Here is a 25,742-nt window from a genome sequence, read left to right on the forward strand (position 1 = left end):
GGATTTGAGAGAGAGAGCGCCCTACGGGGCGCTCTTTTCGTTAGTCCCAACGCTCCCCGGCTCAGCCGGGGCTCATGCCCCGCAGGCGTTCGGAGCGGCGGCGCAGCATTTCGACGACGGTCAGCAGGCCGATGGAGATCACCACAAGGATGGTCGCGACCGCGAGGATGGTCGGGCTGATCTGTTCCCGCAGACCGATGAACATCTGCCAAGGCAGTGTCTTTTGCCCCGCCGAGCCGACGAAGAGCACCACCACCACCTCGTCGAAGGAGGTGATGAAGGCGAAGAGGGCGCCCGAGATCACGCCGGGCAGGATCAGCGGCATCTGCACGCGGAAGAAGGTCGTGACCGGGTCGGCCCCCATGTTGGCCGCGGCGCGGGTCAGCGAGTTGTCGAAGCCGACCAGCGTCGCCGTCACGGTGATGATCACGAAGGGAATGCCCAGCGCGGCATGGGCGAGCACGACGCCGATGTAGGTGCCCTGCAGCCCGATCCGGGAGTAGAAGAAATACATGCCCGCCGCCGAGATGATCAGCGGCACGATCATCGGCGAGATCAGGATAGCCATGATCGCGCGGCGGAAGGGCACATGCGGCTGGCTGAGACCGATTGCCGCCAGCGTGCCGAAGCCGACCGAGAGCAGCGTCGCCACCGGCGCGATCAGGACCGAGTTCTTCAGCGCCTGCTGCCAGTCGGAGTTGGTGAAGAAGTCGCGGTAGTGCTTGAGCGAGTAGCCTGCCGGATCGAACCGGAGCATCTCGGGCGTGAAGGTGAAGAAGTCCTGCGCGTTGAAGCTGAGGGGCATCACCACGAGGATCGGCGTGATCAGGAAGACGAAGATCGCACCGCAGATCACCCGAAAGGCGTAGTACCACAGAACCTGGCCGCTGGTCAGGTAGGGCACCAGCTTGGCCCGGTAGCGGTTGAAGCCGATCCAGTAGATGAACCAGCCGAAGAACCAGCCGAACAGCAGGCCCATCACCAGCCCGGGGAGGCCGCCGAAGAGGAAGCCGCCCAGCGCGAACAGGGCGAGGATGCCCCAGCGGACCGCCTTTTCGGCGGAGCGCCCCAGCACCTCGATCGCGAGGAACGACAGCGCGCCCAGCAGCAGCGCGCCCACCACGATGCCGAGCAGGGAAGAACCCTGCGCGGCGCCGACGAAGATGCCGGCGAAGGCGCCTGCCGCAGCGGCGACGGCGACGTGAAAGCCGAGGGGTTTCTTGAAGGTATCGGTCAGGACGATGTCGCTCATGTCGCTTACCCCAGTTTCACGTTGTCGATGCCGACGATGCGGTCATAGGCCCAGTAGAGCAGCAGCACGACGCCCAGCAGGATCGTCCCCAGCGCGGCGGCGAGGCCCCAGTTGAGCGAGGACGAGATGTGATAGGCGATCCGGTTCGAGATGAACGTGCCGGTGGTGCCGCCCACGATCTCGGGCGTGATGTAGTAGCCGATCGACAGGATGAAGACGAGGATGGAGCCGGCGCCGATCCCGGGCACGGTCTGCGGGAAGTAGACCCGCCAGAAGGCCGTCCAATTGGTTGCCCCAAGCGATTTGGCCGCGCGCAGGTAGGTGGGCGGGATCGTCTGCATCACCGAGTACATCGGCAGGATCATGAAGGGCAGCAGGATGTGGGTCATCGCCACGATGGTGCCGAACTGGTTGTTGATCATCACCAGACGGTTGCCATCTGCCACCAGCCCCAGCCAGACCAGCGTGTCGTTGATGACGCCCTGTTGCTGGAGCATGATCTTCCAGGCCGAGGTCCGCACCAGCAGCGAGGTCCAGAACGGCAGCAGCACGAGGATCATCAGCAGGTTCGCCTTGCGCGCGGGCAGGTTCGCGAGGATCCAGGCGACCGGATAGCCGAGCAGGATGCAGGAGCCGGTGATCACGAGGCTCATGAACAGAGTGCGCTTGAACAGCTTGAGATAGATGCGCTGGTTCTCGGGGCGCGCATCGATGCCCTCGGGCGTCTTCATCAGGTCGACGGAATTGAGGAAGTAGCCCGAGGTGTACTTGGGAGAGTAGATCTTGATGGTCTGCCAGTTCTCGATCTTGCCCCAGTCCTTGTCGATGTCGAGGAAGGTGGTCTTGAAATCGGGCGCGGGGAGATCGGCGAGGTTTTCGGTGACAGCCAGCAGTTCGGCCTGACCCGGTCCGCTATAGGACTGGATCTTTTCGACCGTACCGGGGGCGTTCAGATCCTGCGCGAAGGCGGCATAGACGGCCTCCCACGGATCCTCCTCGGCAACCACGTCGCCATCGGCCAGCACGGTGAAGACCGCGAAGTCGGAATAGGCGGCGACGGTTGCGGGCAGCATTTGGGCTGCTTCGGCTGAGGGTGTGAAGTTCAGGTCGATATCTTCAAGGGCGGTCGGGCACGCTTTATAGAAAATACCGCGAATGACGCACCAGAACCGGGAAATGATCGATCTTGGCGATTGTCCTATGAGCTGCATGTACTGCAGGCGATGGCTTTCGAGAACCTCTTCCCCGCCTTCGCCGCTCATCAGCGCGTACCAGAAGGCACCGTCGTCCCACGACTTGTCGATCTTCTTGAGGGTCTTCTGATAGTCCTTGCCGAGGTCATCGAGGTTCCGGCCCGTCGAACGGAACAGCGAGGAGATGCCGGTCTGTTCATAGTTCAGGCGGGTGCCAAGCTTGGTGTGCTCCTTGGCCTCGGCGGCGATGAACAGGTCGAAGTAGAGCGCCTGGTAGACCGCTTCGGAGGGGGTCTCGCCGCTGGCGCCATCCCAGCTGGCCAGTTCCTCGACCGTGTCGGGCAGCGTGTTGGCGACGATGTCGTTCTCGACCGAACGGAACAGCATGTCTGCGATCGGCGCGATGAAGGTCACCAGCACGAAGAGCAGGAGCGGTGCGATCAGCAGCAGCGCGCGTATCTTCTGCATCCGCAGGGCGCGGGCGAGGCTGCGTTTCAGCGGCGTGCCGTCCGCCGCGAGCATCGGGCCGGGTTTGCCCCTGGCCGTGGTATCGTGTGTCGCGTCGGTCATGGTTGCCCCTCGATGATCACGATGTCGCTGTCGGAATGCGCCATCCGGATTTTGGCGGCCGCCTGGTAGGCCTCGGAATGATAGCAGGCCCGGGCGGTTGCGAAGTCGGGGAACTCGATGATGACGTGGCGGTCCTTCTGCGGAGTCTCGGGCGTCTCGGTCTGCCCGCCGCGCACAAGGAACCTCCCGCCGAAACTTTCGACGACCGGAGTATCGAGGCGGACGTATTCCGCGTACTCCTCCGGATTTTTGACCGTCACATGTACGATCCAGTAGCCTTTTGGCATTTGTTCTTGTCCCCGTTGGCGGCGGGGCCCGCTATCTCCGGGCCCCGCGCAGTCGTGTCAGGCGGCCTTACTTGGCGAGCCAGGCCTGGAACTTGGCGTCGATGTCGTCACGGTAGTCGGACCAGAAGGCGTACTGGGTGACGAAGACGTTCTTGGCGTTGGCCGGATCGGTCGGCATGTGCTCGGCCATCTCGATGCCCAGTTCGGCATGCTTGCCGACCAGCGGAGCGGAGGACGCACGGGCCGGGCCGTAGGAGATGTAGGCAGCCTGATCGGCCAGACGCTGGGTGTCGGTGGCGAAGAACAGGAAGTCCATCACGCGGGCCAGACGGTCTTCGGGCAGACCATCGGGAATGACCCAGCCGTCAAAGTCCAGCATCTCGGCGTCCCAGAGCATGCCGATCGGCTGGTTCTGCTCGGCGATGGCCGAGAACAGGCGGCCATTGTAGGTGGAGCCCATGAAGATTTCGCCATCGGCCAGCAGCTGCGGCGTGTCGGCACCGGCGGTCCACCAGATCACCTGATCCTTGATGGTGCCGAGCTTGGCGAGCGCGCGTTCCTGGCCTTCTTCGGTGGCCAGCACGTCATAGATTTCTTCCTTCGGCACGCCGTCGCACAGCAGGGCCCATTCGACGTTTGCCAGCGGACGCTTGTTCAGCGCGCGCTTGCCCGGGTACTTGTCGAGGTCGAAAAGCGCGCAGATGTCGCTCGGGGGCTCGGTGCCATCGGGAACCATGTCGGTGCGGTAGCCGACGGTGGTCGAGAACACGATCTGCGGGATGAAGCAGTCGGAAACGATGGAGTCACCGAAGTCGTCGGAGGCCGAGGTGCCATCGGGCGCGGCCGCGAGGGACTCGTCGAAGTCGACTTCCATCGCCAGACCTTCGTCGCAGAGGCGGATCGAGTCGGCGGCTTCGACATCGACCAGGTCCCAGGTGATGTTGCCGGCTTCGTTCATCGCGCGCAGCTTGGCCACGGCTTCGGCCGAGCTCTCGTCCCAGACGACGGTGACTTCGGGGTGCTCTGCCAGGTAGGGCTCCACGTAGGCCTTGAGCTGGGACTTCTGGTAGGCCCCGCCCCAGGACACGATGGTCATCTCGTTGGCCATGTCGGCGAGCGCCGGGCCGGACAAGATGGCCAGTGCCGACGTCACCATCAGTGATTTGGTGAATCTCATAGTTAACTCCCGTTGTGTCCGTACTGTTGTGCAGACCGCCTTTACGGACGGATAGGCGCGGTCCACTGAAGCATCCGGCCAATTGGCGGCCGGGTGCATGACCCTAGTTCGCGTCGAGGGCGCGGCAATCCTCGGGCAGCCAGCCGATCTCGATCTGCTGGCCCGGTTTCAGGCGCTCCACGTCGGGCGCATTCCGCGTCTTGATGATGAATTCGTCGTTTCCGGCGACCCGCAGACGGGTGCGGAAGATGTCGCCCATGTAAATGAATTCAAGCACTTCGGCCTTGAGGGTATGGGCGCCCTCCTGAAGCCGGTTCTTGTTGTATTCCACCCGCTCCGGACGGATCGAGACGCGCGTCCGCTCGCCCGGCTGGGTCACGTTGACCGGCTTGGCGTCGATCACCTCGCCACCGTCGAGCTGCACGATGCAGGTGCCGCCCTTGATCTCCTTCACCACGCCCTCGAGCGTGTTGTTCTCGCCGATGAACTGGGCGACGAAGCTGTTTTGCGGCGCCTCGTAGAGTTCGTCCGGCGGGGCGAGCTGCTGGATCCGGCCATCGTTGAACACGGCGACCCGGTCGGACATCGTCAGCGCCTCGGTCTGGTCGTGGGTCACGTAGACCACGGTGATCCCGAGGTTGTCGGCGATGCGCTTGATCTCGAACTGCATGTGTTCGCGCAGCTGCTTGTCCAGCGCGCCGAGCGGTTCGTCCATCAGCACCAGTTCGGCCTCGAACACGAGGGCGCGGGCCAGGGCGATCCGCTGTTGCTGACCACCCGAAAGCTGGGAGGGGCGGCGGCCACCGAAGGCGCCCATCTGCACCATGTCGAGGGCGCGTTGCACCTTCTGCTCGCGCTCTGCCTTGCCCATCTTGCGCACTTCCAGCGGGAACGAGAGGTTCTCGGCCACCGTCATGTGCGGGAACAGGGCGTAGTTCTGGAACACCATGCCGATGCCCCGCTTGTGCGGCGGGATGTTGTTGATGCTGACGCCGTCGAGCCGGATATCCCCGTGGGTCGCGGTCTCGAAGCCTGCCAGCATCATCAGGCAGGTTGTCTTGCCCGACCCGGAGGGCCCGAGCATTGTCAGGAACTCGCCCTTGGGCAGCGAGAGGTTCAGATCCTTAACGACGAGTGTCTCGCCATCATAGCTCTTCTGGACGCGTTCGAACTCAACGAACGCGCCGGATGTCAGCGTATCGGCCAAAACGGCTCCCCTTGGACTTTCGCAGTTATTGGGTCTGCGATTTGTATTTTTGAACGTCGGTCAAAGCGTCTGTTCATGTCCGAATGTAATCACAGTCGCCAAGGGGATTGCAACCAACTCGAAGAAAATCGCCGGAACGGCGCCTATCTCAGACTGTTTCTTGAACTTTTGCGCGGGGAATGCTGCGGTCCGGGGAATGATTCACGGGTTCTGGATGCGCGCGATCCGCGTATTGTCACCTTAACGATTGTCTGAACCGAGGAGGTCTTCATGCCAGCGACGGATTTGCCGTTTTCACCCGAGGAGTATCAGAGCCGACTGGCACGCACCCGCGAGGTGATGGCAAGCAACGGTCTTGACGCGCTCTATCTCAGCGATCCTTCCAACATGGCGTGGCTCACCGGCTATGACGGTTGGTCGTTCTACGTGCACCAGGGTGTCATCGTGCTGCCGGATGGCGATCCGGTCTGGTGGGGGCGCGGAATCGACCGGAACGGCGCGCTGCGGACCGTCTGGATGGGTGAGGACCGGGTCTTTGGCTATGGCGACGACTACGTGCAGTCGACCACCTCGCACCCGATGCAGGATCTTGCCATGACCTTCTCCAAGCTGGGGATCGGGTCGGGCCGGATCGGGGTGGAACTCGACAACTACTACTTCTCGGCCCGCGCCATGCACACGCTGAACGCGTCGCTGCCCAAGGCGAGTTGGACCGATGCGACCGGAACCGTGAACCGCCTGCGGACGGTGAAGTCGGAGGCGGAGATCGGGTTCATGCGCAAGGCGGCGGCGATCTCGGAGAAGATCGTCGACGGTTTGCTGGAGCGGATCGAGCCGGGCGTTGCCAAGAACGAGGTGGTGGCGGAGCTTTACCGTGACGCAATCAGCGGGGTCGAGGGCGCGTGGGGGGACTACCCCGCCATCGTGCCGATGTTGCCCTCGGGCGCGGATGCCAGCGCGCCGCACCTGACGTGGGACGGCAAACCCTTTGCCAGCGGGGAGGCGACCTTCTTCGAGATCTCGGGCTGCTACCGCCGCTATCACGCACCCTTCTGCCGGACGCTGTTTCTTGGCACGCCGCCGGATGACATGCTGCGCGCCGAAGAGGCCGTGGTGGCCGGGCTGGAGGCCGGGCTGGACGCTGCCCGCGCCGGGAACCGTGCCTGCGACGTGGCGAATGCGCTTTACGGAGCGCTGGAGAAGGCCGGGATCACCAAGGACGGGCGCTGCGGCTACCCCATCGGTCTGAGCTATCCGCCCGACTGGGGCGAGCGCACCATTTCCTTGCGGCCCACTGACGAAACGGTGCTGGAGCCGGGCATGACCTTTCACTTCATGCCGGGTCTCTGGATGGAGAACTGGGGCCTCGAGATCACCGAGAGCATCCTGATCACGCCGGACGGCCCCGCCGAGACCTTCTGCAACCGGCCGCGAAAGCTGTTCGTGAAATCCTGATGGCAGATCGCCTTGAAGACACGCTGGACCTGCTCCAGCGGCTGGTGGCCTATCCGACCGTCTCGGCGGACAGCAACCTTGAAATGATCGCCGACCTCGCCACCCGTCTGGGCGAGGTCGGTGCCCGTGTCGAACTGTTCCGCGACGAGAGCGGGCACAAGGCCAACCTCTTTGCCACGCTGGGCCCCGAGGGCGACGGCGGGCTGATCCTGTCCGGGCATACCGACGTGGTCCCGGCGGAGGAGGAATACTGGTCGTCCGATCCCTTTGCCCTGCACGAGCGCGATGGCCGGGTCTATGGGCGCGGCACCTGCGACATGAAGGGGTTCATCGCCGCCGCCACGGTGATGGCGCGGGAGTATGCGGAGCTGCCGCTGAAGCGGCCCCTGCACTTTGCCTTTACCTACGACGAGGAGGTCGGATGCCTCGGCGCCCGGGCGCTGGTGCCGGAGCTGCAGAAGCGCGGCCTGAAACCCGCGATGGCGATCATCGGCGAACCGACGATGATGCGGGTGATCGAGGGGCACAAGGGGTGCTGCGAGTACACCGTCCGCTTTGCCGGGCTTGCCGGGCACGGCTCGGCCCCCGAGCGTGGGGTCAACGCGGCCGAGTATGCCGTGCGCTATGTCAGCCACCTGATGGGGCTGCGCGGTGACCTGATGATGCGCGCGCCCAAGAACAGTCGGTTCGACCCGCCTTGGACCACCATCAACATCGGCGGGCTGAACGCAGGTGTCGCGCATAACGTCATCGCGGGCTGGGCCGAGGTCGCCTGGGAGATGCGGCCGGTGCAGAAGGCCGACCAGGATTTCGTGAAGAAGGCCATCGAGACCTATGTCGAACGCGACCTGCTGCCGGCCATGCGCTCAATCCACCCGGCCTCGGCCATCGAGACCGAGGTGATCGGCGAAGTCTCGGGCATGGAGATCATGGACGAGAACGAAGCGCGCGACCTGGTGACTGGCCTCGTGGGAGCCAATGGGGCCGACGTGGTGCCCTTTGGCACCGAGGCCGGGCTGTTCCAGGAAATGGGCATGTCGGTTGCGGTCTGCGGGCCCGGGTCGATCGACCAGGCGCACAAGCCCGACGAGTACCTGAGCCTCGATCAGCTGTCGGGCTGTCTGACCATGCTCGAAGGGCTGGGGCGGAAACTCACGGCGTGAGGGCCGGATAGAAAAACGGCCCGGCGGGAGTTACCTGCCGGGCCGTCGTGAGTGGCAGCTTAAGCTGCGGCCTGCATCAGGCCCTTGGCCATGACGGCCTCGTAGGTTTCGTCGAGCGACTTGCGGGCGCGCTCGATCAGGATGTCGACCTCGGCCGGGGTGATGACCAGCGGCGGCGAGATGATCATCCGGTCGCCCACGTGGCGCATGACCAGAGCGTTGGCAAAGCAGCGCTCGCGGCACATGTAGCCCACGGTGCCCGCCTCGGACGCGAAGGCCGCGCGGGTGGCCTTGTTCGGGGTCAGGGCGATGGAGCCCATCATGCCCACGATCCGGGCCTCGCCCACCAGCGGGTGGTCGGTCAGCGCTTCCCATTTCTCCTTGAGGTAGGGCGCCACCACGTCACGGACGTGACCGATGATGTTCTCTTCCTCGATGATGCGCAGGTTCTCCAGCGCCACGGCGGCGGCCACCGGGTGACCGGAGTAGGTGTAGCCGTGGTTGAACTCGCAGGCGTTGATCACCTTGGCGACCTCGTCGCTCACGATCGAACCGCCGATCGGGATGTAGCCCGAGGACAGGCCCTTGGCGACGGTCATGATATCGGGACGGATGTCCATGGTCTGCGACCCGAACCAGTTGCCGGTCCGGCCAAAACCGCAGATCACCTCGTCGGCGATCAGCAGGACGCCGTACTTGTCGCAGATGCGCTGGATCTCGGGCCAGTAGGTCGCGGGCGGAACGATCACGCCACCGGCGCCCTGCACCGGCTCGGCGATGAAGGCCGCGACACGGTCTTCGCCGAGTTCTAGGATCGCCTTTTCCAGCTCCTGCGCTCGGGCGAGGCCGAAGTCCTCGGGCGACATGTCGCCGCCCTCGGCCCACCAGTGCGGCTGGGGAATGTGGTGGATGTTCGGAATCGGCAGACCGCCCTGCGAGTGGATGCCGACCATGCCGCCGAGCGAGCCGCTGCCCATCGACGAGCCGTGGTAGCCGTTCCAGCGCGCGATCACGACGTTCTTGTCCGGCTTGCCCTTCTGCGCCCAGTAGGTGCGCACCATCCGCAGGTTGGTGTCGTTCGCTTCGCTGCCCGACCCTGCGTAGAAGATGTGGTTCAGATCGCCCGGCGCCAGCTCGGCCAGCTTCTGCGAGAGCGCGATGACCGGAACGTGGGTCGTCTGGAAGAAGGTGTTGTAATACGGCAGTTCTTTCATCTGCCGCGCGGCGACATCGGCCAGTTCGTCACGGCCATAGCCGATGTTGACGCACCAGAGACCGGCCATCGCGTCGAGGATCTCGATGCCCTCGCTGTCGGTCAGGTAGACGCCCTTGGCACGGGTGATGACGCGTGCGCCCTTGGCCGACAGTTCGTCGCCCGTGGTGAACGGGTGCATGTGGTGAGCCGCATCGATCCTTTGCAGTTCTTCCGTCGGCATGTGGTTGGTGATCGCGGGCATGGCAAAGAGTCCCCTGGTTCAAAATCCGCCCCAGAATATGATCAAATTCGGGAGTGTCAATCGAATCACGTATCGAGGTCGAGTGCAGCGGCGATCTGCTCCATGCCCTGATCAATGTCCTGCCCCATCGCCCGGGCCGCGGCCGCCTCGTCCTGCCGTTCGAGCGCGTCGAGGATATCCTTGTGACGGTCGGGCAGGTTCTGGGTGCCGAAACGTCCGCAGACCACCCGCAGCGGCGGCCCGGAACGGAGCCAGAGCCTGTCGGCCTGCTCGGCCATGATGGGCGCCTTGGCGTGTTCGTAGATGCGGGTGTGGAAGCGGTAGTTCAGCGCCAGGTAGCCGACCACGTTGCCCTTGGCGATGGCGCCGTCGAGCTCGGTGTCGATCTGGTTCAGCTCGGCGAGCACCTCGGGCGTGATGCGCCGCGTGGCCCGGCGCGTCAGTTCGGTTTCAATTGTTTTCCTGATGAAAACGAGCTGCTCCAGATCGTCCATCGTGAGCGTCGGAACGATCACCCTGCGGTTGCCGAGAAACACCAGCGCACCGTCGGATGTCAGCCGGCGGATCGCCTCGCGGACCGGGGTCATCCCGACCCCCAGTGCCTCGACCAGCCCCTGGATGGTGACCGGCTGACCGGGGGCGAGTTCGCCGAACAGGATCCGGCCGCGCAGCTCCTGGTAGACCTGTTCGTGAATCGGCGATGCCGGTCGCGTCTCGCCGTCCGTATCTGCCGCTTTTTTCACCACGCCCATTCCTCGCCCTCCGTCAAGCCCGCCGCGCCCGACCGTCGATACTTGCGTCGGTCCCGGACCCGTGGAAACATAAAGACTATTGCCGCGAAAGGCAAAACTTGATCAAATAAAAACACAACCGGAAAAAACCCGGAACTCCAAGGGAGACACTCATGAAAGCCCAAACTCTGGCATTTGCCTCTGCGCTGGCCCTTTCTGCTGCCGCCGCTCAGGCAGAAGAAGTCCGCGTCTACAACTGGTCCGACTACATCGATGAATCGTTGCTGACCAAGTTCGAAGAAGAAACCGGAATTGACCTGATCTACGACGTCTTCGACAGCAACGAAGTCCTTGAAACCAAGATGCTGGCCGGCGGATCGGGCTATGACGTCGTGGTTCCCTCGGGCACGTTCCTGCAGCGCCAGATTCAGGCCGGTGCCTTCCAGAAGCTCGACAAGTCCAAGCTGCCGAACATCGGCAACATGTGGGACGTGATCATGGACCGCACGGCCCAGTACGACCCCGGCAACGAATACGCCATCAACTACATGTGGGGCACCACCGGGCTTGGCGTGAACCTGACCAAGGTCAAGGAAGTGCTGGGCGAGGACGCCCCGATCGACTCGCTGGCGCTGATCTTCGATCCGGCGAACATGGAAAAGCTGCAGAGCTGCGGCGTTCACCTGCTTGACGCGCCGACCGAGATGATCCCGGCCGCGCTGAAGTATATCGGTGAAGACCCCGACAGCCAGGATCCGGACGTCATCGCCAAGACCGAAGCGGTCTTTGAAGCGATCCGCCCCTACGTGCTGAAGTTCCACAACTCGGAATACATCAACGCGCTGGCCAACGGCGACATCTGCGTGGCCTTCGGCTGGTCGGGTGACGTCCTGCAGGCCCGTGACCGCGCCGCCGAGGCCGACAACGGCGTCGAGATCGCCTACAACGCGCCCAAGGAAGGCGCGCTGATGTGGTTCGACGAGATGGCGATCCCGGTCGATGCACCGAACCCGGACGGCGCCCACAAGTTCCTGAACTTCATCATGGATGCCCAGAACATGGCCGCGGCGTCGAACTACGTCTACTACGCCAACGGCAACAAGGCCTCGCAGGAGTTTCTCGAAGAGGACGTGATCGGTGATCCGGCCATCTACCCGACCGAGGAAACCGTTGCGAACCTCTACACCACCACGCCCTATGACGCCAAAGTGCAGCGTGTCGTCACGCGCCTCTGGACCAAGGTGAAATCGGGCACCTGAGCCCGAAACTGAGAGGCGGGCCCATCGCGGCCCGCCTTTTCATGTCGTGACTGCAAGAGGGCCTGCCTTGAATTCCACCGTATTCGCTCCGTGGGAAGATCCCGAGAAGAAACCCCTGATCCGTTTCCAGAACGTCACCAAGAAATTCGGGACGTTTACCGCGATCGACAACCTGTCGCTGGATATCTACGAACGGGAATTCTTCGCGCTCCTCGGCCCGTCGGGCTGTGGCAAGACCACGATGATGCGGATGCTGGCGGGTTTCGAGACCCCGACGTCCGGCCGGATCGAACTGGCTGGCAAGAACATCATCCCGGTGCCGCCGAACAAGCGTGCCACCAACATGATGTTCCAGTCCTACGCCCTGTTCCCGCACCTCACCGTCTGGGACAACATCGCCTTTGGCCTGCGCCGCGAGGGGATGGAGAAGGACAAGATGAACGCGCGCGTCGAGGAGATGCTGCGCCTGACCCGGCTCGAACGCTTTGCCAAGCGCAAGCCGCACCAGATTTCCGGGGGCCAGCGCCAGCGCGTCGCCCTCGCCCGCTCGCTGGCCAAGGCCCCTACCCTGCTCCTGCTGGACGAACCGCTGGGCGCGCTTGACGCCAAGCTGCGCCAGGACACGCAGTTCGAGCTGATGGATATCCAGGAAAAGACCGGCACCACCTTCGTGATCGTGACCCACGACCAGGAAGAGGCGATGACCGTCGCGAGCCGCATCGCCGTGATGGACGAGGGCCAGCTGATCCAGGTCGCGACGCCCGACCGGATCTATGAAACGCCCGTCTCGGTCTACGTGGCCGACTTCATCGGCGACGTGAACATCATCGAAGGCAAGACCACCCTGATCGAGGACGGCCAGTACCAGATCGACTGGGCCGAGGGGCAAATGCCCCTGCACGCCGCCTCGTCGCAGCCCTTTGACAAGGGCCAGACCTGCTTTGTCGCCATCCGGCCCGAGAAGGTCGCGATTTCGGCGGAGAAGCCGCAGGCGGCGGACAACATCGTTCAGGGCAAGGTGCTGGACATCGCCTATCTCGGCAACCTGTCCACCTACCACGTCGAGCTGGCGGACGGGACGATCATCAAGTCGCAGACGGCCAACACGCGGCGGATCGCGCGGCGGTCCTTTACCTGGGGCGATACGGTGTGGCTGTCATGGACCGCCACCGCCGGGGTGATGCTGGCCCGATGACGGTGCGGCGTAGCAATCCGACCCGCCGGGGAGGCCGCCATGCGTAAGTTCTTCCTGATCGCGGTGCCCTATGCCTGGCTGCTGGCGCTGTTCCTGATCCCCTTCTTCATCGTCCTCAAGATTTCCTTGTCGGACGTGGCCCTCGCGCGGCCGCCCTATGTTCCGCAGTTCTCGTGGGACGACGGGATCATGGCCTTTCTCAGGGACCTGGATTTCGAGAACTTCGTCTTCCTGACCGAGGATTCCCTCTACTGGAAAGCCTACCTCTCCAGCGTTTCCATCGCCGGTCTCTCGACCATCCTGACGCTGACGATCGGCTATCCGCTGGCCTACGGCATGGCCCGCGCGCCGGAAGAATGGCGCGCCACGCTGATGATGCTGATCATCCTGCCGTTCTGGACCTCGTTCCTGATCCGCGTCTACGCCTGGATGGGCATCCTCAGCCAGGAAGGTCTGCTGAACCAGTTCCTGATGTGGACGGGGCTGATCAGCGAACCGCTGATGATCCTGAACACCCCCACGGCGGTCTATATCGGGATCGTCTACACCTACCTGCCCTTCATGGTCCTGCCGATCTACTCGGCGCTCGACCGGATGGACGGCTCGCTGATCGAAGCGGCCGAGGATCTTGGCTGTTCGCGCCTCTCGGCGTTCTGGCTGGTGACCGTTCCGCTGTCGCGCAACGGGATCATCGCGGGCTGTTTCCTTGTCTTCATCCCGGCGCTCGGTGAGTTCGTCATCCCGTCGCTGCTGGGCGGGTCCGGCACGCTGATGATCGGCAAGGTACTCTGGGAAGAGTTCTTCTCGAACCGCGACTGGCCCGTGGCCTCGGCCGTGGCCGTGATCCTGCTGCTGATCCTCGTGATCCCGATCGTGCTGTTTCAGCGCAACCAGCAGGACGCAGAGGAGGCCGCCAAATGAATCGCTTCAGCTGGTTCAACGCGGTGTCGCTGACCTTTGGCTTCGCCTTCCTCTACATCCCGATGATCATCCTCGTCACCTACAGCTTCAACGAGAGCAAGCTGGTGACGGTCTGGGCGGGCTTCTCGACCAAGTGGTACGGCGAATTGTTCCGTGACCAGGCCTTCCTCGATGCGGCATGGGTCACGCTGCGCGTCGCCGTGTTCTCGTCGACGCTTGCCACCATCCTTGGCACCATGGCGGCCTACGTGCTGATCCGGGCCGGGCGGTTCACCGGGCGCACGCTGTTCTCGGGCATGATCTATGCGCCGCTGGTGATGCCCGACGTGATCACCGGCCTCGCGTTGCTGCTGCTCTTCATCGGTGTCGGGCTTGACCGCGGCGTGCTGACCGTGGTGCTGGCGCATACCACCTTTGCCATGTGCTACGTCTCGGTCGTAGTCTCGTCGCGGCTCGCCACCTTTGACCAGTCGCTGGAAGAGGCCGCCCTCGATCTTGGCTGTTCGCCGGCACAGGCCTTTCGCCTGGTCACCCTGCCAATCATCGCCCCGGCGGTGATCTCGGGCTGGCTGCTGGCCTTCACCCTCTCTCTCGATGACCTCGTCATCGCCTCTTTCACCACCGGACCTTCGGCGACCACCCTGCCGATCAAGATCTTCTCGGCCGTCCGGCTGGGGGTCAGCCCGGAAATCAATGCCCTGTCGACCATCATGATCGGGATCGTGACCGCGGGTGTGATCACCGCGTCGGTGATCTCCAAGCGCAACATGGTCCGCCAACGCAGGGAAGAACAGGCAGCGGCGCGCGCGCAATGAAGCATATCTTTTCCGAATACGCCTACGGCCCCGGGCCGCGCGATGGCTGCTGGTGGGACGAAACCATCGCGGCCCCCGAATGGCCGCGCCTGCAGGGCAACCTCGAGGCCGATGTCGCCATCATCGGCGGCGGCTTCACCGGTGTCTCTGCCGCGCTGCACTTGGCCGAGGCCGGGGTGTCCGTTGCACTGCTCGAGGCCAAGTTCCCGGGTTTTGGCGCCTCCGGCCGAAACGGCGGGTTCTGCTGCCTCGGCGGGGCGATGATCAAGGAGCCGGGCCTGACCCGACGGGTCGGCGCCGAGGCTGCCGCCGAGTACTGGCAGGCCGAGGAAGACGCGGTGAACTTTGCCGCCTCGGTGATCGAGCGACTGGGGCTGGACGTGGATCGCCATTCGCGCGGGGAAACCCAGCTGGCCCATCGTCCCAAGGACATGGAAAAGCTGCGCCGCAAGGCCGAGGCCGCCGCCAAATCGGGTACCGAGGTCGAACTGATCGAGGCGGGCGACCTCGCGGCCAAGGGCCTTGGCGGGCCGTTTCACGGCGCGCTGACCTTCCCGGTCGGCTTTGGCCTCAACCCGCGCAAGTATCTCTTTGGCATGGCCACCGCGGCAGATCAGGCCGGTGCGCGCCTCTACCGCGAGAGCCCGGTCACGGCGCTGAAGCGCGGCGCCCGGGGCTGGGAGCTGACCACGCCGCACGGTACCGTCACCGCCGAAACGGTTATCGTGGGCACCAACGGCTACTCGAGCGAGGACCTGCCCAAGTGGCTGGGCGCCCGCTATATCCCGGCGCAGTCCAACGTGCTGGTCACCCGGCCTCTGACCGATGCCGAACTGGATGCGCAGGGCTGGACCAGCGATCAGGCGAGCTATGACACGCGCAACCTGCTGCACTATTTCCGCCTGATGCCGGACCGGCGTTTTCTCTTCGGGATGCGGGGCGGACTCATGTCCTCGCCCGCGGCCGAGGCGAAGGCCCGCCAGCGCAATCGCGCCGACTTCGAAGCAATGTTCCCGGCGTGGAAACAAGTGGAAGCCACCCACGCCTGGTCGGGAATGGTCTGCCTCGCGCGTTTGCGCACCCCCTTCGTCGGCTCGGTGCCGGGCCAGCCCGGCCTGTTCGCGGGGATGGCCTACCACGGCAACGGCGTCGCCATGGGCAGCTATTCCGGCATGATGCTTGCGGAACTGGCGCAGGGACGCTCGCGCGTGCCCCGCGTGATGCAGACGCCCCTGGCCCGTTTCCCGCTCGGCCCGTTCCGGCGCATATTGCTTCCGCCTTTTTACCTGGCGCGCGCTCTCGCCGACCTCTGATCCGGCCTGTCCGGTTGACATGAGGCCGCCGGTCGCCCAAGGCTGAACAAAAGTTATTCAGGGCGATGGTCATGAAGATTGCGATGATTGGAACGGGCTATGTCGGCCTCGTCTCCGGGGTTTGTTTTTCCGATTTTGGGCACGACGTGATCTGCGTCGACAAGAACCCGGACAAGATCGAGATGCTGCGCGCGGGCAAGGTGCCGATCTACGAACCCGGTCTCGACATGCTGATGATCAAGAACGTCGAGGCGGGGCGCCTGTCGTTCACCGAGGATCTCAAGGCCGCCGTCGATGGCGCCGACGCCGTGTTTATCGCCGTTGGCACGCCCACCCGGCGCGGCGATGGCCATGCCGACCTGACCTACGTGATGGCCGCCGCCGAAGAGATCGCCCATGCGCTGACCGGCTATGCGGTCGTGGTGACGAAATCGACCGTCCCTGTCGGCACCAACCGGCAGGTCAAGGAAGCCATCGCCCGCGCCAACCCCGCGGCCGATTTCGATGTGGCCTCGAACCCCGAGTTCCTGCGCGAGGGCGCGGCCATCGACGACTTCATGCGCCCGGACCGGATCGTCGTGGGTGTGCAGAACGAACGCGCCGCCGAGGTGATGTCGGAGATTTACCGCCCGCTCTACCTGCGCGACTTCCCGATCCTGACGACCGATCTGGAAAGCGCGGAGATGATCAAATACGCCGCGAATGCCTTTCTCGCGACCAAGATCACCTTCATCAACGAGATCGCCGCACTCTGCGAGCGCACCGGCGCAGACGTGAAACTGGTCAGCCAGGGCATGGGCCTCGACGGGCGCATCGGCAACAAGTTCCTGCATGCGGGCCCCGGCTATGGCGGATCCTGCTTCCCCAAGGACACCAGGGCGCTGGCGCGGATCGGTCAGGACTACGGCCTGCCGATGCAGATCACCGAGACCGTCATCAAGGTCAACGAAGAGACCCGGCGGCGGATGGTCGACAAGGTCGTCGACATGCTGGATGGCCGCATCGCGGGCAAGACCATCGCGGTGCTGGGCGTGACCTTCAAGCCGAACACAGACGACATGCGCGAGGCCCCCTCGCTGACCGTGATCCCGGCGCTGATCGGAGCCGGCGCCAAGGTCCGCGCCGTCGACCCGCAGGGCCATCGCGAGGCCGCCGAGCTGTTGCCCGGGGTCCAGTGGCACGATGATGCCTACAAGGCGGCGCAGAAGGCCGACGCCGTCGTCATCCTGACCGAATGGAACGAGTTCCGCGCGCTGGACCTCAAGCGGCTGGCACGCCGCATGAACTTTCCCGCACTCGCCGACCTCCGCAACATCTACTCTGCCAGGGACGCCCGCCGCGCAGGCTTCCAGCGCTACGTCTCGGTCGGTCGCAGCGACGTCATCGACGACAGCAACGCAGATGTGGACGCCGCCGAGTAACGTCATGGGGCACGCAGCGCGCTGACGGCGCTGGCCGGAACGGTGCTACCGCTGTCGAGCAGCAGGACGATCTCGTCCTCGCCCGCCTGAGCCTCGACGACGCGGGAGTAGACCTCGGCCGCGTTGGTCAGGATCACCTCGCCCTCGCGGAGGCTTTCGACTTCGAAGCTGTAGAGCCCGAGCGGCAGGCTTTCGCCTGAAGGGCCGGTGCCATCCCATTCCAGCCGCTCGGTCCCCAACGGGACCGACTGCCGCTGGACCTCCGTGCCCGCACTGTCCCGGACAACCAGGGCAACCTCATCCGCGGTCGAAGCTGGCGCGAGAGCCAGGGTAACCGCCTGCCCCGAGAACAACGCGGGTGCGTTGGCCCGGGCCTCCATCCCGATCCAGGTCGAGAGCGCCGCGGCGTTTTGCACCGCGAGCGCCCCTAGCACCGAATCCAGCACCTCGTTGGTCTTGACCTGCTGCTCGACCATCGAGAACTGCGCCAACTGGGACGCGAACTCGGTCGAGTCGATCGGTTCGAGCGGATCCTGGTAACGCGCCTGGGCGGTTAACATCTTGAGGAAGGTTTCGAAATCCGAGGTCAGCACCGACCCGTCCGAAACAGTAGTCGCACTGGCCGTGGCGGACGCTCCGGCCGAACTTGTCGAGTTCGAGGCATCTGTCACGGTAACCATCGTCAGAGCCTCAGGTCCAGTCCGGCGGAACCTGCCCCGCTCGGCCGTGTTGCAGCCCGCGGCACAACGATCTCCGGCACCTCGCTGGTCGCTATGGCGTCATCCAGCAGACCGTTCACATGATCGCTCGCACGTTCCGACCGCCCCTCCGAACCGCTCTGCCCGAACTCGAAACCGATATCCTGATACCCCATGCGCCGAAACTCCTGTCCCAGCTGGTCTATGTGGCGACGCATCAAGTCCAACGTATCCGCCCGATCTGCGTTGACCACTAGGACAAGACCCGTGTCGCGGGTCGATAGAGTCATGTGCACTCGGCCCAGTTCTTCGGGACTGAGAGAGATTTCGACCGCTCGCCTCGGCACTCGCGCCAGCTCTTCGGCAAGGGTGGCAGTCGGCATTCGGCTGAGATCGGCGCGGATTGTCACTGCGGTTGGTGACAATCCCGGTCCTAAAGCCGCCTGTAACTGCCACTCGCCACGCACAGCGCCGCGAGTCGTTGAATCGACATCGCCTCGCACTTCACCTGTTACGCTATCGCTCCCCGACCAAACCCGACTCCCGTCCGGCAATGCAGAGCCAGTGCCCGAGCTCCCGGTTCGCACCCGAATGCCATAGTCGTGAAGCCGCACATCCGTCCCAGCTCGTTCGAGAGCCGTGACAACAGTGGTTTGATAAGCTTCCACACCCCGAGAGCTTGTTTCAGCAGGGAATGACTCCGGGCTCGCGTTTGAACGTGCACCCTCCACGACAAGTCGTAAGGCTGACATCGTAGCATTGACGGAACTCGGACTCGCCGCCTCAAGCGAGGTCGCATCGCTTAGATCGCCGCTCGTTCCACTGGAGGCGGCTTGCGCGGACCTCACGTCCTGCAAGGAGTACTGCACTCTCTCCGCGGGCCTCGTTCCGCGTGACATATTTGCTGTCGGCTGCGTTGCCTGCGGAATTCGGCCTGGCCCGTTCTCCAAGCGGGCACCTACGGTCTCAGAGTCCAATTCCGGGACGACTCCGGGCGCCGGATGCTCCGAGCCCGACGTAGAGGACAGCGCAGATGGCATAATCTGATGCGCAGATCGACCGCGATATATCGAAGCTTCGGAACCGCTTTCGACAGCCTGCTTCGAAGAGGAAAGCGCAGCATCCCGCAAAGGAGGAAGGCTCTGCTGCATCTTATTATCCGGTAACAAAGCCTCCGCCAGAAGCCTGGTTTCAGGCTTTGATTCGTCCCCCTGAGAGCGATCAACGGGCGCACGCCTGACCTCACTCGCAGGTAGAATTACCCCTGCATCGCCAGATGTAACCTCATTCGAGTAACCTATCGCGTCGCCGCTATCCCCCTCCAAATTATCGGATTCGCCTTGGTGCCGCGCGGCCGGAGATCTCATTGAGCCAGTCGAAATCTGGGGCGCTTCGGCTCCGGGAGTTAGGGGGGTATCTGCTGCCTTCAGCTCCTGACTGGTTCCTAGTTCCTCTTGATCAAACGCATGGCTTTCTTGTGCAGTTTCTTTCGCTTCCGGTTGCGCAACAACAACCTCTCAGTTCCTGTTCGCCTCTGACGTCACAGTTTCCGACCTTTGCCCGTGAGTTCGACACATATGTGCCGCGAAGATCGATGTCGCCGGATCTCTGGTCGAGTGCCGCGGCGGCGGTTGGTAGGTCTCCGGACCTGACGTAGTGACGGGAATGATCTGCATGGTGTTCCGATAACTCTCTCGTGCCACCACAGAATGACCTATCCGGGTTACCGATATTTTAACCGGTCGCAGGTCATCTTCTCAAAATCAGATCAATTCGAGCGACCATATGATTCCCGACACATTCACATCTCAATCTCCGGCGCTGCCTCAAACCAAGGATTCGTTGCGCAACGCGGCGGTGGAACTCGAAGCGAATTTTCTGGCTGAGATGCTGAGAGCCGCTGGCTTATCAAGAACCTCCGGCTCCTCCGCCGGAGGTGTCGGGGAAGACCAGTTCAGCTCATTTCTGGTGATTGAGCAGGCGCGCCTGATGGCGCAGGCCGGGGGAATTGGGCTGGCCGAAGTCCTATTCGATGCACTTGTGGAGAGAGCCCATGACAAATGAGCCTGCACGCACATTGGTCGACGAACTTGAAGATGTACTGGAACGTGAGCGGGAGGCCCTGTTGACAGGCCAAATGGAAGCATTGGCGCGCCTGGCACCGCTAAAGGAACGGTTGCTCGTCCGCATGGACCTGTTGAAGCGCGCAGATCGCGTCTCGCTCGGTCGGTTGCAAAAGAAAATTGTGAGAAATCAGGTTCTTGTTCTGGGAACACTCGAAGGACTCCGGTCGGTTTCTGAGCGAATGAAGGCTTTGAACCGAGTGCGCAGCGGGCTGGCGATCTATGATAACGCCGGGCACCGGAGAAGTTTCGTGAATACCAGCGCAGCAAGTGTGGAGCGGCGCGTGTGACCTAGAATTTAGGTAAATTCACCAGATGGAAGTCGACCGGATTAGGACTCCTTTAGCACTTTGCAACGATCCTGACGCCGCACCTGAAAGTCAGGTGGCGCGATACCGATCAACAGGAAGATCGCACAGGTCAGAACGCCGCTTGCACCGCCGTTGGGCGGTAATCAACCGGGCGTAAAAGCGCCCCTGTGATCAAAGGAAAATTCTATGTCGAGTATTCTGACGAACAACAGCGCGATGATCGCGCTTCAGACGCTCAAGTCCATCAACATCAGCCTGGAGAAGACTCAGAACGAGATCTCGACAGGCAAGGATATCGCCAGCGCGAGCGATAACTCCGCGATCTGGGCCATCTCCAAGGTGATGGAATCGGACGTGGCCGGCTTTCAGGCGGTCTCCGACTCTCTGTCGCTTGGTGAATCCACGGTTGCCGTGGCACTCGCCGGGGCAGAGCAAATCACCAACCTGCTGAACGAGATCAAGGAGAAGGTCGTCGCGGCAACCGGTGAGAACGTCGACTACACCAAGCTGGCGGCCGACGTGACCGAACTTACGAGCCAGGTCACCTCGATCATCAGCGCATCGCAGTTCAACGGGATGAACCTGCTGAACGATGATGGTGTCGATCTTACCGTCCTGTCGTCTATCGATCGCGACAGTGGTGGTACCGTGACGGCCGCGAATATCACGGTCTCTGCGGTGGACTTCACATCCAACCTCGACCTGTCGGACATCGATGTCAGCGACGCTACCAACGCCGAAGCGTCCATTACCGCCATCGAGGCCCATATCCAGACCGCGGTGGACGGGGCGGCATCGCTCGGCGCCTCGGCCAAGCGTATCGCTGACCAGTCGGAGTTCGTGTCCAAGGTCATGGATGCGATGAAGTCGGGGATTGGCGCTCTTGTCGATGCGGATATGGAAGAAGCCTCGGCACGTCTTCAGGCCCTGCAAACCCAGCAGCAGCTGGGGGTCCAGGCTCTGTCGATTGCGAACCAGGCGCCGCAAACGATCCTGTCGCTGTTCCGCTAAACGAAGGGCCGGGGCGACTTTCGCCCCGGCCAACCGAAGCCAGCCGGACGCGAGCGCCCGAGCCAACCAAGTGAGGATCAGTCGTGAACGCTTTGTCAAAGGCCCGGCGTGCCTATTCGTCGGTTTCGACCCCGACCCGTACCGCCCGCAACTCGGAGTACGAGGCGGTGGCAAGAATAACGCAGAAGCTGCAGGCCGCCGCCGACCGTGGCCCGGCTGGGTTCACCGCTCTGGTCCAGGCGCTGCACGAAAACAAGAAACTCTGGAACATTTTCGCCATCGAAGTCGCAGATGACCGCAACACCCTGCCAAAAGAGCTGCGCGCGCGCATTTTCTATCTGGCCGAGTTCACGCATCACCATACCGGCAGAATTCTCGCCCGCCAGGCAACTGTCGAGGCGCTTCTCGAGGTCAATAAGTCCGTCCTGCGCGGCCTGCGTGGCGAGGCGGCCTGAGATGACTGGGCTGGTGCTTAAACTCGCGCCCAAGGAAAGACTTCTGATCAATGGGGCGGTGATCGAGAATGGAGAGCGTCGAAGCCGGCTGGCCATCGTTACACCGCACGCCAACATCCTGAGACTTAAGGATGCCATCCATCCTGCCGAAGCAACGACTCCTGTCAGGCGGGTCTGCTACGCGGCGCAGTTGGTCTTGACCGGCGACAGCAATCCCGAGGATGCACAGCTGTCGCTATTGCGCAGTATCGAGGAACTGAGCCAGGTCTTTACCGATCCCGACAGCCGCCGCACCCTGACCGAGGCGACGCGTGCCCTGATCGACCGGCAATACTATCGATGCCTCAAGGCCCTGCGCAGCCTGATGCCCCGTGAAGATCGCCTGCTTGCGGCCCGGCCATCATGAGCTACCAACCCGTCGTCGCCGGAACTGGTCTGGTTGCATGGCGTTTTCTGCAACGCACCTACAATCTGCAGTTCGAGAACTTCCAGCAATCGGCCCAACTGCAACGCCATACCGATTACTTCCTCGAGAACATTAGCAAGGTGAAGACCGCGGAAGACCTTGTGAGCGACCGGCAATTGCTGAGCGTTGCGCTTGGCGCGTTCGGGCTGCAGGACGACCTCGACAACAAGTACTTTCTCAAGCGCGTGTTGGGTGATGGCACCTCCGATCCGGATGCATTGGCAAACCGTCTGGCGGACGACCGTTATCGCAAACTGAGCGAGGCTTTCCGCCTTGGTCCGGGAGAAACGCCTACGACCGGCGATACCGCTCGCATGAGGCAGATCCTGGCCGATAGCGTCGCGAACAAATTCGAGGTCGCGGTCGGCGATGCAGACAATGCCATGCGTGTTGCTCTCTATGCCCAACATGCACTCCCCGATCTAGCCGCGGATGATGCCAGCGAAGCGACGCTCTGGTACAGGATTCTCGGCTCTACGCCATTGCGCGAATTCTTCCAGACCGCTCTGGGCCTGCCAGATGGAATGGCGCAAATGGACCTGGAGAAACAGGTCGAAATCCTGCAGCAACGTACGCCGGGCCTGACTGGAGCGGACAGCGTGGCGCAGTTCAGTGAACCCGAGGCCCTGGAAAAACTCACCAACCTCTACCTGGTCCGATCGCAGCTGGAAGCATTCCAACAGTCGAATTCCCCGCTATCCATAGCGCTTCAACTCTTGCAGACGGGATAACCTTAGTCTCCCTGCGTGGAGCCCTTGCGCTTTTCGGGTCCGAGAGCGCGTCGCAGGATCAGGTCGAGCCGGTCGAAACTGTCGCGGATCTGGCCAGGTTCAGATCGCGCGAAGAACGCGTCGAGTTCGGGCCAGAGCCGGACAGCACTGTCCAGTCGTGGGTCGGCGCCCTCGGAGTAGAGACCGGCACGGATCATGACCTCCGATTGTTCGTAAACTCCCAGCATGCGGCGCGCCTCGGACAGCAAGGTGTTCTCCGCGGCGGTCGCCGCGTCCGGCAGGCTGCGCGAGACCGAACGCCCGACATCGATTGCGGGAAAACGGCCGCGCTCTGCGATGTCCCGGCTCAGCACCACGTGACCGTCCAGCACCCCGCGCAGGATATCGGCGACGGGCTCTTCCATGTCGGACCCCGCAACCAGCACCGAGAAGACTGCCGTGATATGGCCCTGCCCCGCCGCACCCGGTCCGGCACGTTCGCACAATGCAGTGATCAGCGGCGCGATCGAGGGGGGATAGCCGCGCAGGGCCGGTGCCTCCCCCGCGGCGACCGCGATTTCACGATGCGCCTCGGCAAAGCGGGTCACGGAATCCGCCAGCAGGAGGACGTTGCGCCCGGTGTCGCGAAAGTGTTCCGCCACCGACATGGCCGCCCAGGCACAGCGGCGCCGGGTGAGCGCGGACTGGTCCGAGGTCGCCGCGACGACCACCGCGCGACGCATGCCTTCGCCCCCGAGAACCCGGGTCACGAACTCGTTCACCTCGCGGCCGCGCTCTCCGATGAGGGCCACGACGACCACATCAGCCTCCATGTTGCGGGCCAGCTGAGCAAGAAGCCGGGATTTGCCCACGCCAGACCCCGCGAACAGGCCGAGGCGTTGGCCCGCGACGATCGGCAGGAGGGTGTTGAGCACGGCATAGCCGGTGTTGATTCTGTCGCCCAGCGGCCGGCGGGTCGCGGCCGGGGGCGGGGCACACATGAGATCCGCACCGCGCGCGCCGGGCAGCAGGGGCTCACCGTCGAGCGGCTGGCCGAACGGGTCCACCAATCGGCCAATCCAATGGTCCGCGGGCGCGAAGGGCCGCCGTGGTTGCAGCAGAACGGCGTCGCCGCGCGCCACACCGTCAGGCGTGGTGTCCGGCAGGACGCCCACGAGGTCGCCTTCGATCTGCAGGATTTCTCCTGCAAGCGGCGCAAGCCGGCCGCGGCGGAGTTCCACCCGGTCGCCGATCCGGGCCAGCGTGGCGAGTCCCGAGACCTGCGCGACCCCGCCTGAAATTTCCCTCACTCTGCCGACTGGGCGGGAAAGCGACGCATCTTCAATGGCTTGCTTCAGCGCATCCATGTCCGTTTCGGCCATGATCGACTCCCCTTCAAGTGCTGAGAACGGTTTCTAAAGGAATCGGAGTTAAGCCTTGATTGAAACGGATCGAGGGAGAAACCCCGGTGTTCAGTGACCTGAGTGTCTTTCGCCTGGCCGGCGCGATGGCCACACATGCGGGCCAGCGGCAGGCCGTGATCGCGCGTAACATGGCGAATGCCGATACCCCGGGCTACCGCGCCCGCGATGTCACGCGCTTCGCCGATCTCATTGGGCCCGAAGGGACCAACCAGATGCGGACAACGCGGGCCGGGCACGTTGGAGTGCTGTCGGATGGATCCGCGCCCCCGCGCGAGGAGGAAATCAGGTCCGAGAGGGATCCGAACGGCAATTCGGTGACGCTCGAAACCGAGATGATGAAGGCCGCCGATGTCTCGCGTCAGCATGACCGTGCCCTCGCCATCTACCGCTCGGGGATGAACGTCCTGCGTGCCAGCCTGCGGCAGAACTGAGGAGCGGTTAGATGAGCGATTTCTCGGGTTCCATCGCTGCCTCCGCCGCCGGAATGGTGGCCCAGGCCGCCCGGCTGCGACATGTTTCGGAGAATATCTCGAACGCCGATACCCCCGGATACCGGCGCAAGACCGTGCCCTTCGAGACCGGGGGCGGAGAAGCCGGGCTGGTGCAGGTTGGACGCGTCAAGCTCGACCAGAGCGAGCTCGAGACCATTCATGACCCCGCCCATCCGCTGGCAGATGCGAGCGGCAATTACCGGGGGTCGAACGTGCAGCTGATGATCGAGATCGCCGACGCGCGGGAAGCCCAGCGCAGTTACGAGGCCAACCTCAAGATGTTCGACCAGACGCGGCAGATGTCCTCTGCCCTGCTCGACCTGCTACGCAACTAACGGAGCCCCAGATGGATATCAGAAGCCTCTCCGCCAGCCAGAATTATGCTCGTGCGAAGGATGCCGCCGGCGCCCTTGCCGGCGCGGGTCTCGCAGCCGCAGTCTCTGACACCGCCCGCGATTTCGCCGCTACCCTGCGCGCCGGGGAGGAGGCCGCGATCGCCGCGATGACGGGCGACGCGGATCCCCACGCGCTGGTCCAGGCCCTGACCCAGACCGAGTTGGCCGTCGAAACCGCGGTCACGGTGCGCAACAAGGTGGTCGAGGCCTACCAGGAAATCCTGCGGATGCCGGTCTGACCC

At 63.5% G+C, this 25,742-nt stretch carries 27 protein-coding genes; 17 read left to right on the forward strand and 10 right to left on the reverse strand.

Annotation, left to right across the window (positions count from 1 at the left end; genetic code table 11):
* Positions 1-61: 61 nt before the first annotated feature.
* From DDT93_RS08375 to DDT93_RS08395, 5 genes are all read right to left on the reverse strand, one after another.
* The gene (locus DDT93_RS08375) at positions 62-1,252 is read right to left on the reverse strand and encodes an ABC transporter permease (RefSeq protein ID WP_109465346.1); all 1,191 of its coding nucleotides are present in this window, start codon (positions 1,250-1,252) and stop codon (positions 62-64) included.
* A 5-nt stretch (positions 1,253-1,257) separates the two neighbouring features.
* On the reverse strand, positions 1,258-3,015 hold the full coding sequence (locus DDT93_RS08380) for an ABC transporter permease (RefSeq protein ID WP_109465347.1): 1,758 nt from the start codon (positions 3,013-3,015) through the stop codon (positions 1,258-1,260).
* Positions 3,012-3,302 carry a DUF1330 domain-containing protein gene (locus DDT93_RS08385; protein WP_109465348.1) on the reverse strand — a complete coding sequence of 97 codons (291 nt, stop codon included), beginning with the start codon at positions 3,300-3,302 and terminating at the stop codon, positions 3,012-3,014. Before DDT93_RS08385 ends, DDT93_RS08380 begins: the two co-directional genes overlap by 4 nt.
* Before the next feature lie 67 nt (positions 3,303-3,369).
* Positions 3,370-4,479, reverse strand: coding sequence for an extracellular solute-binding protein (locus DDT93_RS08390; protein ID WP_109465349.1), 1,110 nt, complete (start codon positions 4,477-4,479; stop codon positions 3,370-3,372).
* A gap of 103 nt (positions 4,480-4,582) precedes the next feature.
* The gene (locus tag DDT93_RS08395) at positions 4,583-5,686 is read right to left on the reverse strand and encodes an ABC transporter ATP-binding protein (RefSeq protein WP_109465350.1); all 1,104 of its coding nucleotides are present in this window, start codon (positions 5,684-5,686) and stop codon (positions 4,583-4,585) included.
* Positions 5,687-5,956: 270 nt separating this feature from the next.
* Between DDT93_RS08395 and DDT93_RS08400 the strand changes: the two genes are divergently transcribed.
* Together DDT93_RS08400 and argE are read left to right on the forward strand one after the other, a co-directional pair.
* Positions 5,957-7,141, forward strand: a complete 1,185-nt coding sequence (locus tag DDT93_RS08400) for a M24 family metallopeptidase (protein ID WP_109465351.1) — start codon at positions 5,957-5,959, stop codon at positions 7,139-7,141.
* Positions 7,141-8,304 carry an acetylornithine deacetylase gene (argE, locus tag DDT93_RS08405; RefSeq protein ID WP_109465352.1) on the forward strand — a complete coding sequence of 388 codons (1,164 nt, stop codon included), beginning with the start codon at positions 7,141-7,143 and terminating at the stop codon, positions 8,302-8,304. Before DDT93_RS08400 ends, argE begins: the two co-directional genes overlap by 1 nt.
* Positions 8,305-8,363: 59 nt before the next feature.
* Here argE and DDT93_RS08410 read toward each other — a convergent pair whose 3' ends face one another.
* Positions 8,364-9,761 (reverse strand): aspartate aminotransferase family protein, encoded by a 1,398-nt coding sequence (locus tag DDT93_RS08410; RefSeq protein WP_109465353.1) that lies wholly within the window; start codon positions 9,759-9,761, stop codon positions 8,364-8,366.
* 65 nt (positions 9,762-9,826) lie between these two features.
* Positions 9,827-10,513: a GntR family transcriptional regulator gene (locus DDT93_RS08415; RefSeq protein ID WP_109465354.1), complete on the reverse strand. Its 687-nt coding sequence runs from the start codon at positions 10,511-10,513 to the stop codon at positions 9,827-9,829.
* A gap of 152 nt (positions 10,514-10,665) precedes the next feature.
* Between DDT93_RS08415 and DDT93_RS08420 the strand changes: the two genes are divergently transcribed.
* The 6 genes from DDT93_RS08420 to DDT93_RS08445 all read left to right on the forward strand — a co-directional run bounded on the left by DDT93_RS08420 (position 10,666) and on the right by DDT93_RS08445 (position 17,416).
* Positions 10,666-11,751, forward strand: coding sequence for a polyamine ABC transporter substrate-binding protein (locus tag DDT93_RS08420; protein WP_109465355.1), 1,086 nt, complete (start codon positions 10,666-10,668; stop codon positions 11,749-11,751).
* 67 nt (positions 11,752-11,818) lie between these two features.
* Positions 11,819-12,946: an ABC transporter ATP-binding protein gene (locus tag DDT93_RS08425; protein ID WP_109465356.1), complete on the forward strand. Its 1,128-nt coding sequence runs from the start codon at positions 11,819-11,821 to the stop codon at positions 12,944-12,946.
* Between the two features lie 39 nt (positions 12,947-12,985).
* Complete coding sequence (locus DDT93_RS08430; RefSeq protein ID WP_109465357.1) at positions 12,986-13,867, forward strand: ABC transporter permease subunit; 882 nt, start codon at positions 12,986-12,988, stop codon at positions 13,865-13,867.
* A complete protein-coding gene (locus DDT93_RS08435) occupies positions 13,864-14,682 on the forward strand; it encodes an ABC transporter permease (protein ID WP_109465358.1) in 819 nt (272 codons plus the stop codon). Before DDT93_RS08430 ends, DDT93_RS08435 begins: the two co-directional genes overlap by 4 nt.
* Complete coding sequence (locus DDT93_RS08440; RefSeq protein ID WP_109465359.1) at positions 14,679-15,995, forward strand: NAD(P)/FAD-dependent oxidoreductase; 1,317 nt, start codon at positions 14,679-14,681, stop codon at positions 15,993-15,995. Before DDT93_RS08435 ends, DDT93_RS08440 begins: the two co-directional genes overlap by 4 nt.
* A gap of 71 nt (positions 15,996-16,066) precedes the next feature.
* Positions 16,067-17,416: a UDP-glucose dehydrogenase family protein gene (locus DDT93_RS08445; RefSeq protein WP_109465789.1), complete on the forward strand. Its 1,350-nt coding sequence runs from the start codon at positions 16,067-16,069 to the stop codon at positions 17,414-17,416.
* A gap of 2 nt (positions 17,417-17,418) precedes the next feature.
* On the opposite strand, the gene DDT93_RS08450 is transcribed toward DDT93_RS08445, so the two are convergent.
* Both DDT93_RS08450 and fliK read right to left on the reverse strand, forming a co-directional pair.
* Entirely contained in the window at positions 17,419-18,096 is a 678-nt protein-coding gene (locus tag DDT93_RS08450) for a flagellar hook capping FlgD N-terminal domain-containing protein (protein WP_109465360.1), read from the reverse strand.
* 2 nt (positions 18,097-18,098) lie between these two features.
* Positions 18,099-19,481 (reverse strand): flagellar hook-length control protein FliK, encoded by a 1,383-nt coding sequence (gene fliK / locus DDT93_RS27115; protein WP_332872689.1) that lies wholly within the window; start codon positions 19,479-19,481, stop codon positions 18,099-18,101.
* 418 nt (positions 19,482-19,899) lie between these two features.
* Between fliK and DDT93_RS08460 the strand changes: the two genes are divergently transcribed.
* The 6 genes from DDT93_RS08460 to DDT93_RS08485 all read left to right on the forward strand — a co-directional run bounded on the left by DDT93_RS08460 (position 19,900) and on the right by DDT93_RS08485 (position 23,211).
* Entirely contained in the window at positions 19,900-20,178 is a 279-nt protein-coding gene (locus DDT93_RS08460; protein WP_109465362.1) for a rod-binding protein, read from the forward strand.
* On the forward strand, positions 20,168-20,527 hold the full coding sequence (locus DDT93_RS08465; RefSeq protein ID WP_157960128.1) for a flagellar biosynthesis protein FlgN: 360 nt from the start codon (positions 20,168-20,170) through the stop codon (positions 20,525-20,527). Before DDT93_RS08460 ends, DDT93_RS08465 begins: the two co-directional genes overlap by 11 nt.
* A 207-nt stretch (positions 20,528-20,734) precedes the next feature.
* The gene (locus DDT93_RS08470) at positions 20,735-21,559 is read left to right on the forward strand and encodes a flagellin N-terminal helical domain-containing protein (RefSeq protein WP_109465364.1); all 825 of its coding nucleotides are present in this window, start codon (positions 20,735-20,737) and stop codon (positions 21,557-21,559) included.
* Positions 21,560-21,642: 83 nt separating this feature from the next.
* Positions 21,643-22,014: a flagellar biosynthesis regulator FlaF gene (gene flaF / locus DDT93_RS08475; RefSeq protein WP_109465365.1), complete on the forward strand. Its 372-nt coding sequence runs from the start codon at positions 21,643-21,645 to the stop codon at positions 22,012-22,014.
* A 1-nt stretch (position 22,015) separates the two neighbouring features.
* A complete protein-coding gene (gene flbT / locus DDT93_RS08480; protein ID WP_109465366.1) occupies positions 22,016-22,420 on the forward strand; it encodes a flagellar biosynthesis repressor FlbT in 405 nt (134 codons plus the stop codon).
* On the forward strand, positions 22,417-23,211 hold the full coding sequence (locus DDT93_RS08485) for a DUF1217 domain-containing protein (RefSeq protein ID WP_109465367.1): 795 nt from the start codon (positions 22,417-22,419) through the stop codon (positions 23,209-23,211). Before flbT ends, DDT93_RS08485 begins: the two co-directional genes overlap by 4 nt.
* A gap of 2 nt (positions 23,212-23,213) precedes the next feature.
* On the opposite strand, the gene DDT93_RS08490 is transcribed toward DDT93_RS08485, so the two are convergent.
* Complete coding sequence (locus DDT93_RS08490) at positions 23,214-24,572, reverse strand: FliI/YscN family ATPase (RefSeq protein ID WP_109465368.1); 1,359 nt, start codon at positions 24,570-24,572, stop codon at positions 23,214-23,216.
* Between the two features lie 59 nt (positions 24,573-24,631).
* Between DDT93_RS08490 and DDT93_RS08495 the strand changes: the two genes are divergently transcribed.
* The 3 genes from DDT93_RS08495 to fliE are packed head-to-tail and all read left to right on the forward strand — an operon-like array spanning position 24,632 to position 25,739.
* The gene (locus tag DDT93_RS08495; RefSeq protein WP_232825401.1) at positions 24,632-25,045 is read left to right on the forward strand and encodes a FlgB family protein; all 414 of its coding nucleotides are present in this window, start codon (positions 24,632-24,634) and stop codon (positions 25,043-25,045) included.
* 11 nt (positions 25,046-25,056) lie between these two features.
* Positions 25,057-25,440 (forward strand): flagellar basal body rod protein FlgC, encoded by a 384-nt coding sequence (gene flgC / locus DDT93_RS08500; protein ID WP_109465369.1) that lies wholly within the window; start codon positions 25,057-25,059, stop codon positions 25,438-25,440.
* Between the two features lie 11 nt (positions 25,441-25,451).
* Entirely contained in the window at positions 25,452-25,739 is a 288-nt protein-coding gene (gene fliE, locus DDT93_RS08505; RefSeq protein WP_109465370.1) for a flagellar hook-basal body complex protein FliE, read from the forward strand.
* The last annotated feature ends 3 nt before the right edge of the window (positions 25,740-25,742 follow it).

The organism is Albibacillus kandeliae (assembly GCF_003116585.1).
GTDB classification, from domain to species: Bacteria; Pseudomonadota; Alphaproteobacteria; order Rhodobacterales; family Rhodobacteraceae; genus Albibacillus; species Albibacillus kandeliae.

Bases quoted from the DNA above. Each gene is read 5' to 3' on its own strand.
- DDT93_RS08375 (WP_109465346.1), bottom strand. From the start codon at position 1,252: ATGAGCGACATCGTCCTGACCGATACCTTCAAGAAACCCCTCGGCTTT.
- DDT93_RS08380 (WP_109465347.1), bottom strand. From the start codon at position 3,015: ATGACCGACGCGACACACGATACCACGGCCAGGGGCAAACCCGGCCCG.
- DDT93_RS08385 (WP_109465348.1), bottom strand. From the start codon at position 3,302: ATGCCAAAAGGCTACTGGATCGTACATGTGACGGTCAAAAATCCGGAG.
- DDT93_RS08390 (WP_109465349.1), bottom strand. From the start codon at position 4,479: ATGAGATTCACCAAATCACTGATGGTGACGTCGGCACTGGCCATCTTG.
- DDT93_RS08400 (WP_109465351.1), top strand. From the start codon at position 5,957: ATGCCAGCGACGGATTTGCCGTTTTCACCCGAGGAGTATCAGAGCCGA.
- argE (WP_109465352.1), top strand. From the start codon at position 7,141: ATGGCAGATCGCCTTGAAGACACGCTGGACCTGCTCCAGCGGCTGGTG.
- DDT93_RS08410 (WP_109465353.1), bottom strand. From the start codon at position 9,761: ATGCCCGCGATCACCAACCACATGCCGACGGAAGAACTGCAAAGGATC.
- DDT93_RS08415 (WP_109465354.1), bottom strand. From the start codon at position 10,513: ATGGGCGTGGTGAAAAAAGCGGCAGATACGGACGGCGAGACGCGACCG.
- DDT93_RS08420 (WP_109465355.1), top strand. From the start codon at position 10,666: ATGAAAGCCCAAACTCTGGCATTTGCCTCTGCGCTGGCCCTTTCTGCT.
- DDT93_RS08430 (WP_109465357.1), top strand. From the start codon at position 12,986: ATGCGTAAGTTCTTCCTGATCGCGGTGCCCTATGCCTGGCTGCTGGCG.
- DDT93_RS08435 (WP_109465358.1), top strand. From the start codon at position 13,864: ATGAATCGCTTCAGCTGGTTCAACGCGGTGTCGCTGACCTTTGGCTTC.
- DDT93_RS08440 (WP_109465359.1), top strand. From the start codon at position 14,679: ATGAAGCATATCTTTTCCGAATACGCCTACGGCCCCGGGCCGCGCGAT.
- DDT93_RS08445 (WP_109465789.1), top strand. From the start codon at position 16,067: ATGAAGATTGCGATGATTGGAACGGGCTATGTCGGCCTCGTCTCCGGG.
- DDT93_RS08450 (WP_109465360.1), bottom strand. From the start codon at position 18,096: ATGGTTACCGTGACAGATGCCTCGAACTCGACAAGTTCGGCCGGAGCG.
- fliK (WP_332872689.1), bottom strand. From the start codon at position 19,481: ATGAGATCTCCGGCCGCGCGGCACCAAGGCGAATCCGATAATTTGGAG.
- DDT93_RS08460 (WP_109465362.1), top strand. From the start codon at position 19,900: ATGATTCCCGACACATTCACATCTCAATCTCCGGCGCTGCCTCAAACC.
- DDT93_RS08465 (WP_157960128.1), top strand. From the start codon at position 20,168: ATGACAAATGAGCCTGCACGCACATTGGTCGACGAACTTGAAGATGTA.
- DDT93_RS08470 (WP_109465364.1), top strand. From the start codon at position 20,735: ATGTCGAGTATTCTGACGAACAACAGCGCGATGATCGCGCTTCAGACG.
- flbT (WP_109465366.1), top strand. From the start codon at position 22,016: ATGACTGGGCTGGTGCTTAAACTCGCGCCCAAGGAAAGACTTCTGATC.
- DDT93_RS08485 (WP_109465367.1), top strand. From the start codon at position 22,417: ATGAGCTACCAACCCGTCGTCGCCGGAACTGGTCTGGTTGCATGGCGT.
- DDT93_RS08490 (WP_109465368.1), bottom strand. From the start codon at position 24,572: ATGGCCGAAACGGACATGGATGCGCTGAAGCAAGCCATTGAAGATGCG.
- flgC (WP_109465369.1), top strand. From the start codon at position 25,057: ATGAGCGATTTCTCGGGTTCCATCGCTGCCTCCGCCGCCGGAATGGTG.
- fliE (WP_109465370.1), top strand. From the start codon at position 25,452: ATGGATATCAGAAGCCTCTCCGCCAGCCAGAATTATGCTCGTGCGAAG.